Raw genomic sequence first — 16,343 nt, 5'->3', positions numbered from 1 at the left:
GTCTGCGGCGTTTCATTATAACTGTGAAGATTGACTGGACTAACATTGATACGGTGCTGCTGGATATGGACGGCACCCTGCTGGATCTGCATTTTGACAACTATTTCTGGTTGACCCATTTGCCCCAGCGCTATGCCGAGCATCATGGTGTTTGTCCCGACCAAGCCACCAAAGACCTGCACAATCGTTTCAATGAAAAACGAGGAACCCTGGACTGGTACTGCCTGGAATTCTGGTCAAAAGAGCTCTCCGTCAACATCCGCGAGTTAAAAAAAGAGGTTGAGCACCTCATCGTTGAGCGGCCTTTCGTTCAGGAATTCCTGACTCAGCTGGGCGAAACTGGCATACAACGGGTGCTTATTACCAATGCGCATCCCCAGAGTCTGGAACTGAAGCTATCGCTTACCGGCATTGGCCCGTTACTCGACCACATCTACACCTCACATCAGTTTGGCCATCCGAAAGAATCCCCTAACTTCTGGCATGCACTTAAACAACAGCAACATTTTGAGCCTAAGAGAACACTCTTTATAGATGACTCACTAGAGGTACTCAAGGCGGCAAAAAAGTACGGTATCGGCCATTTGCTGGGCATCAGCCAACCAGACAGCAAACAGCAGGCTCGCCAGGTCAACGGCTTTCCCAGCATCCAACATTTTAATGAGATTTTCCCCCATGGATGACCAGAGTCAGGACAAGGTTCGACTGGACAAATGGCTCTGGGCAGGACGCTTTTTCAAAACCCGTGCCCTGGCAAAGGCTGCCATTGAGGGCGGCAAGGTACACATTGACGGACAACGCGCCAAGCCCAGCAAAGAAGTGACAGTTGGGATTCAGCTGGTCATCCGCCAGGGCCGGGATGAAAAAACGGTAGTGATCAAGAAGCTGTCAGAACAACGGCGTGGCGCCAGCGAGGCGGTGCACCTTTACCAGGAAACTGAAGACAGTATTGCTCAGCGCGAAAAAAAGGCTGAGGAGCGCAAAGCAGCCAACCTTACACGCCCCTCTCTGGATCATCGCCCCAGCAAAAAACAACGCCGACAGATTCATCGATTCAAGGAGCAGAACCTATGATTCGCACAACTCTTTGCACGCTAGTGCTGATCTTGCCATTGATGGTATTTAGCGAGATATATCAGTGGAAAGATGCCGACGGAAAAATCCATTACTCCGACAAACCGCCGGAGAACGAAACCGCCAGCAAAGACATTTCCGGTCAGCTCCGTCCACTCAACAGCGACTCAAGCACTTCGGAAACGGATAAATTAAAACAGGTGTTCGCCGGTGAAACGCCAGAAGAAAAAAACTACCGGCTACGGCAGCAGGCTGAAAAACAGCAGCAGGAAGCAAACCAACAACAAGCCTGCCAACGGGCAAAAAACCAACTGTCGGTCTTGCGCGGTCGGGTTGCCTTTATCGACAAGAATGGCAAGGAGGTCATTGTCACCGAGGAAGAACGGCAGCAGCGAGCAGACAAACTGGCTCGAGAAATTGACAAGTACTGTTCTTGACCCAACTTGCTAAAAGCAGAACTCGTTGGGCCTCTGGACAAAACCTCCAAACATCTCTACATTCGCCGCCCTTTTATGGAGGCCACAGCATGAGTCATGCCGATCAGCTACAACGCTTCATCTTCGAGCATTCCGATATTCGCGGCGAAATACTGACTCTACAAGACAGTTATCAGCGCGTACTGTCTAATGCTGACTATCCAGCACCGGTCAGGGAGCTGCTGGGAGAATTTATGGCGGCCGTCGGCCTGCTGAGCGCCACCCTGAAATTTGATGGCGTCCTGACGCTCCAGGCCCAAGGCAGTGGACCACTGTCGACCATCATGGCTGACTGCACCCGCCACCACCACCTGAGAGCCATCGCCCGTTTTGATCACGAATTCGAGTATGAAGAAACACTGGCCCTGCAAGACCTGATCGGAACCGGCACCCTCAGCCTGACGATCACCCCCAATCAGGGAGAGCGTTATCAGGGCATCGTTCCACTGGAAGCCGACAGCCTGTCCGGCTGTCTCGAAGACTATTTTTATCAATCTGAGCAACTCACCACGCGCATCTGGCTCAGTGCCGAGGCAAGCACTGAAACACCCCGTGCGGCAGGACTGCTAATTCAGGCTCTTCCCCATCAAAAAGAAGCCGACCCTGAAGCCAACAAACAACTCTGGGAACATGTGAGCCAGCTGGCCGCGACTGTGACTCCTGAGGAACAACTGAATCTGGAGCACAGCGAACTTCTCTACCGCCTCTTTCACCAGGACGAACTGCGCCTTTTTGACCCCAGTCCAGTGCAATTCGCCTGCAGCTGTTCTGAGGAAAGAATAGCGCAGGCATTGACTTCACTGGGTCAAGAAGAGCTACAAGGCATTCTGGAAGAACGGGGTGTTATCGACATCCATTGTGAGTTCTGTCATCAGCACTATGGCTTCCATCAAGCGGATATCGACCGCTTGTTCGACGAAAGTCCACCAACACTCCACTAGTCCATTTTTTTCTGGCATAATTGCCGACCTTTTTAGCCCGGCAGGGCTTTTTAACCGACCTGAACTTACCCAACAGGACCAAACTGATGACGCAAATCGAAGATTCTGCAGTGAATGTTTACACAGATCTGTGCGAGGCTGAACTGATTGAGCTGGCGCTTCAACGCGGTGAGGGGCACCTCACAGATACGGGCGCACTGCTTTCAGTCACCGGCAACCGAACTGGGCGTTCACCCGCTGACCGGTTCATTGCAGAAGAACCCAGCAGCCAGGATGATATCAACTGGGGCTCAGTCAACCGCCCTATCTCCCTCGATAAATTCAACGCCCTTTGGGAGCGCGTTGAAGCCCATCTGGCTGATCGCGATCGCTTTGTTTCACACCTCCATGTTGGTCAGGATTCCGAACATTACCTGCCGGTAAAAGTGACCACCGAGACGGCCTGGCACAACCTTTTTGGCCGCAATATGTTTATCCGCCCGGAACGCTACAACCCCTCGAACAAGGAGCAGTGGAAAATTCTCCACGCTGCCAATTTCGTCTGTGATCCTGAGCGCGATGGTACCAACAGTGAAGCGGTGGGCATCATTAACTTCGGTCAGCGCAAGGTGCTTATCGCCGGATTGAAGTACGCCGGCGAAATGAAAAAGGCAATGTTCTCGGTGCAAAACTTCCTGTTGCCGGAAAAAGATGTCATGCCCATGCACTGTGCTGCCAATGTCGGCAAAGATGGCGATGTATGCCTGTTCTTTGGCCTCTCCGGCACCGGCAAAACCACCCTTTCTGCCGACCCGAATCGTTTCCTGATCGGCGATGACGAACATGGCTGGTCGAAAGGCTCTGTGTTCAATATGGAAGGCGGCTGCTACGCAAAGACTATCAACCTGAGCAAGAAAAACGAGCCGGTCATCTGGGATGCCATTCGTTTTGGCGCAATTGTGGAAAATGTTGTCACCGACGAAAAACGCACTGCCGACTACGACGACACCAGCCTGACTGAAAACGGTCGCTGCAGCTACCCACTGGAACATGTGGAAATGCGCTGCGAAGAAAACCGTGCAGGCGAGCCTAAAAATGTCATCTTCCTCACCTGCGACGTCTCCGGCGTGCTGCCTCCGGTATCCATTCTCTCCAAAGAAGCAGCCGCCTATCACTTCCTGAGTGGTTATACCGCCCGTGTCGGCTCCACCGAGATGGGTGGTGCTGCCGGTATCCAGCCAACCTTCTCCACCTGTTTTGGTGCACCGTTCATGCCTAGGCCTGCGAATGTCTACGCTGAACTGCTGATGAAACGCATTGAAGATTTTGGCAGCCGCGTATACCTGGTCAATACCGGTTGGACTGGTGGTTCAGGTGCAGCTGGCGGTACCGGTTCACGATTCCCCATTCCTGTTACCCGCGGCATTATTGCTGCTATTCAAAATGGTGACCTGGAAAATGTGGAAACCGTGAAACTGCCCATCATCAATCTGGAAATCCCCACTACGATTCCCGGTGTGGACAGTAGCTATCTGAACCCTCGCGAAACCTGGGAAGATAAAGCTGCCTATGATGAGCAGGCCACCAAGCTGGCCAGCCTGTTTGTAGAGAACATCAAACGCTTCGATGTGACAGACAGCGTATTAAGTGCAGGCCCCCAAATCTGACACTGTCTCACATAAAAAAGGGCGCCAAGTGGCGCCCTTTTTTATTAGCCGAGAAATCCTCGGCGCTTACGTTACTGCTACTTTACAGCTGACAACCCCGTGCTAAGCGTTAACCCCTGCTGGTAATAATGGGCACTTTTCTCATGCTCCCCCAACTGAACCATCAGCTTGGCCAACTCTGCGTACGCTTCAGGCTGCGCCCTGAATGCCAGTGAACTCTCCAGGTAGTCGCGAGCTTTACCCCACAACTGATTTTTCATACTCAGCCTACCCAAAGTGAGCATCAAAGTCGGGTCATTGGGTCGCTCCCTGAGCCAGGCTTCCGCCACCAGTAGCTGCCTTTTCGCATCACCACCATCCACCAGACCATATAGTCTGACCAAGCGTTCATCCCAGGAGTTTTTCAGCGCCTTGCGCAACAGGGTTTCAACCTGTGTCTGCTCACCCAACTGCACCAGACTTTCAATATAGGCCTGCTGCACATGGACATCTGCACGCATATCACGGGACAGGTCCTGCCAGAACCTAGTCAGGTTCTGTATATCTTCGGGGGTTCCGCTTTCCTTTGCCTGCGCCGCAAGCTGCAATATCAAAGTGCGGGAAACATCAATGGAGAGTTTTTCCAAGTGTTCTTTGTCATACACCTTATAGCGACGTAAGTCCGGCAGCATTTTTTCAAGGTTTTTCCAATCACCCAACCCCTGGTAAGCACTGACCAGCATCCGCAGCACCATAGGGTGATCAGGTGTCTTGGCGTACAACCTGCGCAGGATCGCCAGCGCTTCTTCAAAGTGCTGATCTCGCAAATGCATTCGCGCCTGAGCCAGGCCGATCGCCAGCTCACCACCAGCGTCACTTTCTTCCGCCATAACCAGCAGCCTGTTGGCCTCATCCTGATCACCCAGTTCATAGGCACAATTCGCTGCTGCCAAATAGTTCAGCAAGGGCATATCTGCATGTTTGGCGGAACGCATAAGGTTTCGCCGAGCCTGGTCCCAGCGGCCCTCAATAAATTGCAACAACCCTCGAGCGGTGCGATTGCGATGACGGGCCTTGCGCCCTGTGGTACTCACTCGTACCAGCCTCTTACCGGGCTCAACTATCAGTCTTATCAGGTAGGCCAACGCCCGAAGAGCCGCCCATAGCAATAGCAAGAGAAGCAATAAGGTCCACACGCTCATCTCAACACTGTAAAGACCCAGCGTGATAAGAACATAACCGCTGGTTTCACTCAGTTGCCATGCCAGCAGGCCGCCGACAGAAGCCACCACAGCAATCAGCAACAGTAATTTTTTCACTGTTGTGCGCCTCCAGCAGATTCGACCTCGTGGCGATTATGCCAACTGTCGATATAGTCACGTAGCGCATCCAGCCCCTCCGAGATATCCGGTCGAACCTGAACCACAGGCTGCTGCTGCAGCCACGTCAACTGTTCGATCAAAGACTGCGCCGCCAGGTCATTCACTTCAAAGTAATTTTTCGTCAGGGCGATAGCTTCTGCCAGACTCGCCTCATAAACCTGTTGCTGCTCACCCAGCAATGCCAACTGTGACTGCTTGAAAATGACGCCCAACTGCAGGCGCAACAATTTTTCCTGCTCGGGGCTGAGCAACGGGTCAACGGGATTATCGCGACGGCGAACAACGACCAGTTTTTGCGCTTCTGCCAAAACCACGCGGCCCGCGTTTAGCAACGGGGTATACCAGGGAGATTCTGCCTCGGTTGGTTGCAGCGGCTCCGGTTCTACTGCCCTTGATGCGGGTATTTTAGGCGGGACCACCGACAGATTTTCAGATGCTTCGGCCAGCACTTTCAGCTTGATGAACAGCCCTTCGCGGTCCACCACCGGCTGACTTTTTAACGCCACGATATTACGCGCCAGAGCCTCTCTCACTGGCAGCAATTTGACGTCATCCAGCTCTCGTAAAATATCATCGGCCGAAAGCAACAGTGCCAAGGCATTCTCGCTGTTTCTTTCTGTCAGCAATCGCTGATTACCAAGCCGCAGCAAGTATTCCGCTTCTGCCAATAACCAGTCTGTTCTTGTCGTCGTCGACAGTTCGCGTAGGCGCCGAGCTTGACTATTCAGAGTTTCCTGCTGCTCAAGAATCTGTGTTTCCAGTCGATTCGCCAACGCTTCTCGTGCACGCTCAACACCCGACAGCTGGCTTCGCAATTGAGACAGCTCATCCCTGAGGCCACTATTTACCATTTCTTCCGGCGGATTCTGCAGCAGAGTATGCTGCCCATAAAACCACCACCATGCGCCAGCAGCGGAAATCAACGCGATTAACAACAGCCAGAGAATGACCGAAGCCCCACTTTTTTTAGTGGGCTGAGGTTTGCTCGTCGGCTGTTGGGGTTTGGCGGCTGGTTCTGCGGTCGATGGTGTAGACACGTCTGGAGTCGACTGCTTTTTTACCTCCCCTTCCTTGGCGTTGCCCTGACTGCCACCACCTGCCGGTGCAGCCGTCGATTCGTTTTTATCCGAAGTTTCGGGTTTGTCGTTATTCACTGGCTTTATTCCTGCAAATGCATTCCATGGTGGCCATCCTCCACCTCCCCCACACCACGCGTGCCGCGCAAAGCAGCCACCCGGGATTATCCGTGATTACTGTACCATTCAAGAATTGTCGAAACCATGTCATCTGGCAAGGCTGAATTTGCCTCCAATACCTCACGACAACCAAGATCTCTGGCCATATCCGCCACCCGCTGACCGGGCACAAGCACAGGCAAAGCCTGTAGTTGATGGCGACTGCCAGCTACAACACAAGAAAAGAGCTGCTGCAGTAATTCACCACTATGGGCAACCACAATATCCACCTGCGACTGTTGTAGCAGGTGATTAATTTCATCAGCGTGCCGGACTGTGCCACAGCGCTCATAAAGCTCACAGCGGTCCACCTCCGCACCCCGTTGCCGCAGTGTCTGAGCCAGCACCTCGCGCCCACCCTTTCCGGTAAAGATCAGCACCTTTTCACCCGAGACAGTTTGCAGAGATGGCAACGCAAGCAGCCCCTCACTATCAGCACGCCCTATCGGGGTCTCCACTGCAAGCTGATGTTCGCGTAGTAACTCAGCCGTGCTTTGGCCGACAGCATAATATCGCACCCCGTCAGGCAACATCGGCCAGTAATTGTACAACCAGTCCAGTCCATATCGCGCCGCATTTTTGCTGATAAAAATAGCGATTTGATAATGATCAAAGTCCAATATCCGGGATTTGATAGCCTGCATTTCAGGCCGGCCCACCACAGGTGCAATATCCATCACCGGGCAGCGAAAAACTTGAGCCCCGATGCCGATGAGCTTATCAACAAACTCATCATTCGGCTGTTCAGCCCTGACCAGCAATACACTCCTGGACTGGCGAGAGGATGATGGCATCAACCGTTTCCGTAAACCTCGTTAAGAATCTCTGCCGCACCCTGGGCCAGCAAGGTTTCCGCCAGCAGGATTCCGATCGCTTCCGGATCCTCAGGGCTGCCGGTAACCTCCGCCCTTAGCACCCTGGCACCATCAGGTGAACCCACCAACCCCCGCAACCACAATTTTCCATCGGGAACGGGTATCGCATAACAACCTATTGGCACCTGGCAGCCGCCCTCTAACCTGCGATTCATGGCGCGTTCGGCGCGTACGCAGATTGCCGTTACCTCATGGTGTAGAGGTTGTAAAAGGTTCTGCAGTTCTTCGTCATCCACCCGGCACTCGATACCCACCGCACCCTGACCACCCGCGGGCAAAAAGACTTCAGGGGCAATGCGCTGTTGAATGCGATCTTCCATTTCGAGTCTGACAAGACCTGCCGTAGCAAGAACAATGGCATCAAACTCACCCGCATCCAGCTTACTCAAGCGGGTCTGCACATTGCCTCTGAGGCTTCCAACGGTGTGCTGGGGAAACCGTTCCAGAAGCTGCGTCTGCCGCCGCAGACTGGAAGTGCCCACATGACTGCCCGGAGGCAAATCTTCCAGGGATGAAAACCTGTTTGAGACAAAAGCATCACGTGAGTCTTCCCGCTCACAGATCACGCTTAAACCCAATCCTTCAGGAAATTCCATGGGCACGTCTTTCATGGAGTGGACCGCGATATCTGCCCGACCTTCCAACATGGCCACTTCAAGCTCCTTCACGAATAGCCCCTTACCCCCCACCTTTGCCAGAGGGGTATCCAGAATCTTGTCCCCACGGGTAGTGAAGGTCACCAGAGATATTTGCAGATCAGGATGTAATTGCAGCAGATGTTCTTTGACATATTCTGCCTGCCATAGGGCCAGTGGACTTTTACGGGTGGCAATACGGAGATGTCTGGAGGTCATGAATTCAGGCCTTATTGTTTGAGGCCACATGATAACAGAAGCAGCTTAATTCTCCTGCTCCACAGCCCCGGGAAAGAGCACCTTACCTGCTAGATTTGTTCTAGTAGTTTGCGCAGTGGTGCCACATGGCGGCGGCTCACCTGCGGGCGAATATCCATATTGTGCAGACGTACAAAGAACTGTCCGTCAATATTGCGCTCCAAACCCTCAATATGCGGTATAGATACCAGGGCATTGCGGTGAATTCGCACAAAGCGTCCTTCAAACTCGTCCTCGAGCTCTTTCAGGGTTTCGTCCAACAGGGCTTCGCCTTCCGTATGATAGGCTGTGACGTATTTATGGTCCGCCTGAAACAGGCGAATATCGGCCACAGCCACCAGATCGATACCGCGGCGATTCTTGGCAGCGATGTGGCTGCGCCCTTCGGACTGGAAGAAAGGGGAGTCCTGTAATTCAGAGAGCTGCGCCTTGTTAATGCGCTTGGTGCGCATGATGGCATTTTCCAGCTCCACCTGTTTGATCGGTTTCAGCAGGTAACCGATGGCCTCGGAAGAGAAGGCCTCCACTGCATAATCGTCGTAGGCGGTGCAGAAAATCACCGCCGGCGGCGGATTGAGCTCCGCCAGGTATTGAGCTGCCGCGAGTCCATCCATGCCCGGCATGCGCACATCCATAAAAACAAGATCGGGGCTCAGCTCTTCCGCTGCTCCCAGCGCCTGTTCGCCACTGCCAGCTTCACCAACAACCTCACAGCCACCGATAGACGACAACATCCTTTTCAATCGGTCGCGAGCCAGCGGTTCATCATCAACGATCAACACTCTCATCTGACAGGCCCTACCATCCTATGGGGTAGCTAATACGGGTAATATAGCAACTTTCGCTGGGTTCCGCAGTGACCTTGGCCGCGTTCCCGAAATGGGCCTTAAGGCGCTGCCGCACGTTGTGCAATGCCATTTTGTTGCCGCGGTGCTGCTGTAATGCCCGATGTAGAGCGTTGGAGACCACAATTTCAATCCGGTCGTTGATGCGCTTTACCGAAATAGACACTTCACCACCTTCCTGCAGCAGTTGAATGCCATGATAAATCGCATTTTCGAGCACCGGCTGCAACGTCAGACAGGGAATATGCACCCCCTCCCCGTAATCCCCGATTTCCCAACGGGCGGTCAGACGGTCACCTAGTCGCAGCTTTTCCAGTGACAGGTAGCGACGGCAGAGCGCCAATTCCTCCCTCAGCGGCACCAGCGTGTGAGAATCTGTCAGCGCATAGCGAAACAGATCAGACATGTCCTCCACAACACGTTCAGCTTTTTCCGGATCAGAACCGATCAGGCTTGCGATCATGTTCATACTATTAAACAGAAAGTGCGGCCGAATACGTGACTGTAACGCCTGGATTCGAGCCTCCAACTCTGCCCGCTGTTGCAATCTGAGCTGCTGCTGAAGAAACAGATATCGCAGCAAAATACCGGCAGGAATGGCCGCTAATAGCAGATACTCTACGACGTTCCAGAGATTGTAGCCGCGACTGTCCCGAGGTCCTGAATACCAGGACATGACCCCTTCTGCCACCACCCCGCAAATTAACGTCACCAGCAAAATCAACAGGAAAGAAACCAGTGCAGCCGTGACAAGACGCGTCCCGGAAAGCAATCGGTTAGAAAGACACAGCACTGCCGCGCTGAGCAATGCAATCCATAAAGACAGCAGCGAGATCTTGGCAAATGCCACCCAATCGAAATGCTGCAACCCGGTATCGGATATAGTGACCAGAAGCGCCAGCAATTCGGAAATAACCACAACCGCCAACAACCCCTGCCCTCGACACAGGTCAGGCAGAAAATGGTCTCCCTCGCTAAAGAGCATCCGCGCCGGTTTCTGACCACCGGCTTTCCACTTACTCAGCCAACCCATTCAGGCATTTCCATACTGGTCATTCGCTAACTATCCCTCTTTGCTATAATCCCGCCGTCGCCGGACTCTGCGATACTTTATCCTTCGCCACATCAGTAATAAAGGGCCTATTTAGCCATGAGCGATTCAAAAGATACCAACCTGTCCTGGGGTGGACGATTCAGCGAGCCCACCGACGAATTTGTGGCCCGCTTCACCGCCTCGGTAGACTTCGACCAGCGCATGGCCATGCAGGACATTCAGGGTTCCATGGCACACGCTGCCATGTTATCCAGTGTCGGCGTTCTCAGTGAAGACGAACTCCAGTCTATCAAGACCGGCCTGACCGAAATTGTGACGGACATAGAAAATGGCACATTTCAGTGGAGCCTGGCACTGGAAGATGTGCACATGAATATAGAGGCTGCACTGACCTCTCAAATAGGCGTCACCGGAAAGAAACTGCATACCGGCCGCTCCAGAAATGATCAGGTAGCCACCGATATCCGCCTTTGGTTGCGGGAAGAAATTGATGTCATCGCCAGGGAGCTAACGCGGTTGCAACAGGGCATTTTGCAGCTGGCGGAGAAAGAAGCGGACACTATCATGCCCGGCTTTACCCACTTGCAAACCGCCCAACCGGTGACCTTTGGCCATCATCTTATGGCCTGGTTCGAAATGCTCGAAAGGGACTACAGCCGACTGCAGGACTGCCGCAAACGCCTCAACCAGTCACCTCTCGGTGCCGCCGCACTGGCCGGAACTACGTACCCCATCAACCGACATATGACAGCCGAATTACTTGGCTTTGATGGTCCCACCCGCAACTCACTGGACTCCGTCAGCGATCGGGATTTCGGCATAGAATTCTGCGCCTTTGCCAGCCTGCTGCTAATCCACCTATCCCGTGCGTCGGAAGAGCTTGTGCTCTGGACCTCGGCACAGTTCAACTTTATTGAGCTGCCGGATCGGTTTTGCACCGGATCCTCCATCATGCCCCAAAAGAAAAATCCCGACGTACCGGAACTGGTGCGGGGAAAAACCGGCCGAGTTAACGGCCACCTGGTGGCACTGCTGATGCTGATGAAGTCCCAACCCCTGGCCTACAACAAAGACAACCAGGAAGACAAGGAACCCCTGTTCGACACTGCCGATACGGTCCGTGATTGCCTGCGAGCCTTCGCTGATATGGTGCCTGCCATTGAAGCCAAAAAAGACAATATGCGAGAGGCCGCGCGGCGCGGGTTTTCCACGGCCACCGACCTCGCTGACTACCTGGTACGCAAGGGCATTGCCTTCCGCGACTCTCACGAGATTGTCGGCAAATCCGTGGCATACGGCATTGCCAACAACCGAGATCTGTCAGACATGTCCTTACAGGAGTTACAACAGTTCTCCGATGTCATCGGACAGGATGTGTTTGATGTATTGACGCTGGAAGGTTCTGTTGCCGCTCGCAACCACATTGGCGGTACAGCGCCGGAACAGGTCCGACAGGCTATTGCAGATGCAAAAGAGCGGCTAGCTCAACGCGGGTAACAGCCAAGAATAAAAAAGCCGGTATCTGCCGGCTTTTTTTATGCTTAATGCCCTCCTACACCATCGCAATGAGCGCTTGCACCCACTCCAGAACTGCGTCTCTTTCCAGGTAAATAGCCATTGCACAGAATACGGCAATGACCAGCGGGAATGAATTCATCAAACCCTCAGGACTGCGCCATTGATACTTCATCATGGTCCAATCCCCCACCTTGTTTTCTGACAACAACCTGGGTACAAACCAACGCTGAACTTCGTTTTGAGGAAAAAACCCGTGCTTATCTGCCCCCAGCGGAAGTACGAAGTCACCGACCTTGCAGGCACCCTGTCTATTGCAGTACACATCTTCAAATGTCGTGCGGTGGCGCTGACCCGAAAAATCTATCAACTCAATATGCGAGGGGAATATACCCAAACGCATTTTTGTCATTTTTAACATCGGCCTCGCAATCAACAGCAAAGGAAGCGCCAGAAAAATACTCATCATCATCACGTCATGGGAAATAGCATCCTCATCCCACACAACTGGAAGAGCAAACACAGGTAGTAAAACCACCATCAATATCAACACATAGGGCAACCATTTTGCCGCCCGGGAGGCCTCTATCCAGATCCCAGTCGTCGGGACCGATTCCATGCCATTATCGGATTCGATGAGTGATTCGTTATCCTCAGGGATAGTCTGTTTCTGTTGACGAATTGCCACACACCAGCAACCCAAGCGCAAAAATCGCCCAACATGAATATCCCGCATAACGCCAACGCTCAATTTCTGCTCTCTTTTCATTAATCAGCGCAGCGAGAGAGGGCGTGGAAAAATCCACCTGCCGTACACCCCTGCGGTCATAGCGATAAAATGCTAATCGTCCATAGTCAGCCACCAGGATATTATCCCCCCACAACGCTAGGGAAAGCGGGTCAGCCCCAGAGGGCATATCAAGCTGGTCCAGCTCAACACCGGTATCGGTGTAGCGCACCACACGCCCGTAGGACATATTGTCCCCCATCGCCAAGACCCACCAATCCCGGTCAACCTGCACAAAGGCCGATGGCCAAATGTGCAGACTATCGGGGGTTATAGCTATTTCCGACAACACCTTACCGAAGGACTCTGTTTTGGGTGAAACAGCCACAAATCGGTGATTATTGGTGTCCGCAATCCACAGTTTATCGTTCACCAGAGCAATCTGGTTGGGAAACTTAAATCCTTCGGCCGTTGCCAGCAATTTCCCGGTGCTGTCTAGTTTTAGAATACGGTGACGGCTTGTATCGGCGAGATACACGGTATCCGTATCGCGCTCGATAAATACCCTGAAGGCACGATCAAATCCGGGCAAATCGGTGCTAAATTCCTGGCACTTTCTATCACCGAGCTGACAGCGGGCAATAAAGTTACCATCAGCTTGCTCATAATTATGATTGGTGGATCGCATCACCACATCCCACGCCTCCACGATCGACGTCGGGGCAGCTCCCAATCTCAACAGAAGGTCGCCGTTGTCAAAGAAATCGAAATTTCCGATATTGTCAGCAAATCCCTGTCCATCGAGGTCAACGACAACCTCATCACCAGAGTCGCCGTCTATCAGGAACAATTGCCGACCAAATTGGATGGCCAGATGACCATCAGGGGTATTGGTGATAAACGTTGGACGCTCTACCTCCAGCATGTGCTGATTAAAGTAGAAGTTCAGTCCGATTAGGCCACCAAAAAACAAGATGACAAGAAGTGCCACCAGCGGGTTTACCGACTTATTCATATCACATCCCTGTTGCGTTTCTTTGAGTGTCATTACTCATCACAAGCCGCATTATGAATTTATGACGCATCAAAATCCACGTCACATTGCCCTTTGACTATGCGGGCTTTTTTTGATTGGCTCATAAACACGCCTTACTAACTATTTTATGAATCTACTACTATTGGCATAGCTATTGCTATTTTGTCTCTAAGGGCTCATAACATGTACGAAGCCTTCCGTCACGCTAGGAGGTATGTGACAACCTATGAATAAAAGTTGGAAATCCTACGACTCAGGCTCATTTTTTGACGAGCTGCTTACCTCCACAGGCAACCCCCGTTTAGCAGCGAGGGGGATCATGAACTTTTTGCGAAACCTCCCTGGCGGCGAACTGGAAGAACGAAGAGCCGCAGCCGAGCTGGCCATCCGCGACATGGGCATCTCGTTTACGGTGTATACCGAAGGCGGCAACATCGACCGCAGCTGGCCTTTTGACATTATTCCCAGGGCCATTTCAGCTAAGGAATGGCACCGGGTAAGCACTGGTCTAAAACAGCGCAGCCGTGCCCTGAATTGTTTTATTGATGACGTTTACAACAAGCAAAAAATCCTTAAAGACGGGCTAATACCAGCAGACATCGTGCTTGAGTCCACCAATTACAAACCCCAATGCCAGGGCGTTTCGCCCCGATATGGTGCATGGGCCCACATCTGCGGCTCTGATCTGGTGCGGAACAAGGATGGAAAATTCTATGTTCTGGAGGACAACCTGCGCGTACCCTCCGGTGTCTCCTACATGCTGGAAAACCGTGAAATCACAAAACGCGTTCTGCCCGAGCTGTTTGAAAATTACAGCATCATGCCGGTAGATGATTATCCGACACAGCTCTACAAAACACTGGCTTCACTGTCACCACAACAGAACCGCAAACCCTGTATTGCCGTCCTTACGCCGGGCATTTACAACTCAGCATATTTTGAACATGCCTTTCTCGCCCAAAGTATGGGTGCCGAACTGGTAGAAGGAAGCGACCTGTTTACAGACGATGACGATTGCGTCTACATGCGCACCGTAGATGGCCCAGTGCGGGTTGATGTTATTTATCGCCGGATTGATGAGGACTTTATCGACCCTGAAGTTTTCCGGGAAGACTCGAAGCTCGGGGTCCCCGGAATCATGCGCGCCTGGAAAGCCGGCAACCTTGCCATTGCCAACGCCCCAGGTAGTGGAGTTGCAGACGACAAGGTAATCTATGCCTATGTGCCGGAGATGATTCGCTACTACCTCAAAGAAGAACCTCTGATGGAAAGCGTCAAAACCTACCTCTGCATGCTGGAGAAGGATCGCGAATACGTCCTCAAAAATCTCGACAAACTCGTGGTCAAGCCGGCCAATGAATCCGGCGGGTACGGCATGATGGTTGGCCCACATGCCAGCGCAGAGAAACGCCGTGAATTTGCCAAACTGATCGAAGAAAATCCTCGCAACTACATTGCCCAACCCACCCTGTCACTCTCCACAGCCCCGACCTGCATTGACCACAAAGTCGAACCGCGGCACCTAGACCTGAGACCCTTTATTCTGCAGGGCAAGGATGTATGGGTTACCCCGGGTGGCCTGACGCGTGTGGCCATGGTGAAAGGCTCGCTGGTGGTGAACTCTTCACAGGGCGGAGGAAGTAAAGATACCTGGATTGTGGAGAGCAACAAATGACTATGCTGTCTCGCGTCGCTGACCGCCTGTACTGGATGTCCAGGTACCTTGAGCGCGCAGAAAACACGGCCCGCTTTACCAGTGCCTACACCCACCTGATTCTGGACTTGCCCAGAGGTACCGAACTGGGTGGCTGGCAGGTTCTGGTGGACATTCTCGACGCCGAACCTGTTTTCAAAAAACATTACCGCGTCTTCAACGAACAGAATGTGCTGAGGTTTTTAATCGCTGACCTCAACAATTTTTCCAGTATCAATTACGCCATCAAGGCCGCACGCGAAAACGTGAGAACGACCCGCGACGTACTACCGGAAGAAACCTGGGAGCATGTCAACGAACTGCACATTATGTGCAAAGACATGGCCGAGAAATCTGTCGGCAGACGGCACCGCTACGAGTTTCTGGAGCAGATCATTTCCCGCTGCCAGATGATTAATGGCTTGCTGATGACCACGTTGTGCCGGGACCACCCCCACCGCTTTATCAAGCTGGGTCACCTGATGGAACGCGCCGACATGACCACGCGGATTGTCGATGTCGGGGCAGGCGCTATTCTCGAGCGGGAGAACAATAACCCGGCAGAAGACACCTTGCTGTGGAGCAGTATGCTGCAGTCCCTCTCTGCCATCAGCGCCTACCGGCAGAAAATTGGCCCCCTCGTTGAACCCGACCCGGCAGTCAATTTTATTTTCAAGGAACAGACCCTGCCACGAACGGTGGCCTTCTGCCTGAAGGGTATCCTCGAAGAGCTTCAGCCCTTGAAGAATAATGAAACTGCTATTGGTATTGCCGAATCAGCATTGCGCAAACTGACCCGTTTTGATGTTAAGAAAAAGAGCTATGAAGAGCTTCACCAGTTCATCGATCAGTTCCAGATCTACCTTTGCGACCTGGACGATGCTATTACCAACACCTGGTTCCTGCCAATCCCCACGGAACCACAAGAAGCCTGAACCCAAAAGCCCCCGCTGCTGAATTTACGGCAAAAGG

General features: G+C 52.7%; 16 protein-coding genes. 8 read left to right on the top strand and 8 right to left on the bottom strand.

The genetic code is table 11. The features are described 5' to 3' along the window. Window positions 1-65: 65 nt before the first annotated feature. The 5 genes from yrfG to Q8A57_RS05125 all read left to right on the top strand — a co-directional run bounded on the left by yrfG (window position 66) and on the right by Q8A57_RS05125 (window position 4,137). Complete coding sequence (yrfG, locus tag Q8A57_RS05145; RefSeq protein WP_305170154.1) at window positions 66-683, top strand: GMP/IMP nucleotidase; 618 nt, start codon at window positions 66-68, stop codon at window positions 681-683. Beyond that, complete coding sequence (gene hslR / locus Q8A57_RS05140; protein WP_305169918.1) at window positions 676-1,074, top strand: ribosome-associated heat shock protein Hsp15; 399 nt, start codon at window positions 676-678, stop codon at window positions 1,072-1,074. The genes yrfG and hslR overlap by 8 nt, the downstream gene beginning before the upstream one ends. Further along, window positions 1,071-1,511 (top strand): DUF4124 domain-containing protein, encoded by a 441-nt coding sequence (locus Q8A57_RS05135; RefSeq protein ID WP_305169917.1) that lies wholly within the window; start codon window positions 1,071-1,073, stop codon window positions 1,509-1,511. The genes hslR and Q8A57_RS05135 overlap by 4 nt, the downstream gene beginning before the upstream one ends. An 89-nt stretch (window positions 1,512-1,600) precedes the next feature. Next, the gene (hslO, locus tag Q8A57_RS05130) at window positions 1,601-2,491 is read left to right on the top strand and encodes an Hsp33 family molecular chaperone HslO (protein ID WP_305169916.1); all 891 of its coding nucleotides are present in this window, start codon (window positions 1,601-1,603) and stop codon (window positions 2,489-2,491) included. 86 nt (window positions 2,492-2,577) lie between these two features. Continuing rightward, window positions 2,578-4,137, top strand: a complete 1,560-nt coding sequence (locus tag Q8A57_RS05125; RefSeq protein ID WP_305169915.1) for a phosphoenolpyruvate carboxykinase — start codon at window positions 2,578-2,580, stop codon at window positions 4,135-4,137. Between the two features lie 77 nt (window positions 4,138-4,214). On the opposite strand, the gene Q8A57_RS05120 is transcribed toward Q8A57_RS05125, so the two are convergent. The 6 genes from Q8A57_RS05120 to Q8A57_RS05095 all read right to left on the bottom strand — a co-directional run bounded on the left by Q8A57_RS05120 (window position 4,215) and on the right by Q8A57_RS05095 (window position 10,379). Continuing rightward, a complete protein-coding gene (locus tag Q8A57_RS05120) occupies window positions 4,215-5,435 on the bottom strand; it encodes a heme biosynthesis HemY N-terminal domain-containing protein (RefSeq protein ID WP_305169914.1) in 1,221 nt (406 codons plus the stop codon). Continuing rightward, window positions 5,432-6,652, bottom strand: a complete 1,221-nt coding sequence (locus tag Q8A57_RS05115; protein ID WP_305169913.1) for a uroporphyrinogen-III C-methyltransferase — start codon at window positions 6,650-6,652, stop codon at window positions 5,432-5,434. The genes Q8A57_RS05120 and Q8A57_RS05115 overlap by 4 nt, the downstream gene beginning before the upstream one ends. 86 nt (window positions 6,653-6,738) lie before the next feature. After that, entirely contained in the window at window positions 6,739-7,527 is a 789-nt protein-coding gene (locus Q8A57_RS05110; protein WP_305169912.1) for a uroporphyrinogen-III synthase, read from the bottom strand. Beyond that, window positions 7,527-8,462 (bottom strand): hydroxymethylbilane synthase, encoded by a 936-nt coding sequence (gene hemC, locus Q8A57_RS05105; RefSeq protein ID WP_305169911.1) that lies wholly within the window; start codon window positions 8,460-8,462, stop codon window positions 7,527-7,529. The genes Q8A57_RS05110 and hemC overlap by 1 nt, the downstream gene beginning before the upstream one ends. 89 nt (window positions 8,463-8,551) lie before the next feature. Continuing rightward, window positions 8,552-9,289 (bottom strand): LytR/AlgR family response regulator transcription factor, encoded by a 738-nt coding sequence (locus tag Q8A57_RS05100; protein WP_305169910.1) that lies wholly within the window; start codon window positions 9,287-9,289, stop codon window positions 8,552-8,554. Window positions 9,290-9,299: 10 nt separating this feature from the next. Further along, entirely contained in the window at window positions 9,300-10,379 is a 1,080-nt protein-coding gene (locus tag Q8A57_RS05095; RefSeq protein WP_305169909.1) for a sensor histidine kinase, read from the bottom strand. Window positions 10,380-10,496: 117 nt separating this feature from the next. Between Q8A57_RS05095 and argH the strand changes: the two genes are divergently transcribed. After that, entirely contained in the window at window positions 10,497-11,897 is a 1,401-nt protein-coding gene (argH, locus tag Q8A57_RS05090; protein ID WP_305169908.1) for an argininosuccinate lyase, read from the top strand. Between the two features lie 55 nt (window positions 11,898-11,952). On the opposite strand, the gene Q8A57_RS05085 is transcribed toward argH, so the two are convergent. Further along, complete coding sequence (locus Q8A57_RS05085) at window positions 11,953-12,603, bottom strand: hypothetical protein (RefSeq protein WP_305169907.1); 651 nt, start codon at window positions 12,601-12,603, stop codon at window positions 11,953-11,955. Next, a complete protein-coding gene (locus Q8A57_RS05080; protein ID WP_305169905.1) occupies window positions 12,569-13,657 on the bottom strand; it encodes an NHL repeat-containing protein in 1,089 nt (362 codons plus the stop codon). Before Q8A57_RS05080 ends, Q8A57_RS05085 begins: the two co-directional genes overlap by 35 nt. A gap of 247 nt (window positions 13,658-13,904) precedes the next feature. Here Q8A57_RS05080 and Q8A57_RS05075 point away from each other — a divergent pair, with 247 nt between their 5' ends. Further along, window positions 13,905-15,353, top strand: a complete 1,449-nt coding sequence (locus Q8A57_RS05075) for a circularly permuted type 2 ATP-grasp protein (protein ID WP_305169904.1) — start codon at window positions 13,905-13,907, stop codon at window positions 15,351-15,353. Continuing rightward, window positions 15,350-16,306 (top strand): alpha-E domain-containing protein, encoded by a 957-nt coding sequence (locus tag Q8A57_RS05070; RefSeq protein WP_305169903.1) that lies wholly within the window; start codon window positions 15,350-15,352, stop codon window positions 16,304-16,306. The genes Q8A57_RS05075 and Q8A57_RS05070 overlap by 4 nt, the downstream gene beginning before the upstream one ends. The last annotated feature ends 37 nt before the right edge of the window (window positions 16,307-16,343 follow it).

This window comes from Porticoccus litoralis (genome assembly GCF_030676955.1).
Lineage (GTDB): Bacteria > Pseudomonadota > Gammaproteobacteria > Pseudomonadales > Porticoccaceae > Porticoccus > Porticoccus litoralis.
This window is presented reverse-complemented; position numbering and strand designations above follow the sequence as displayed.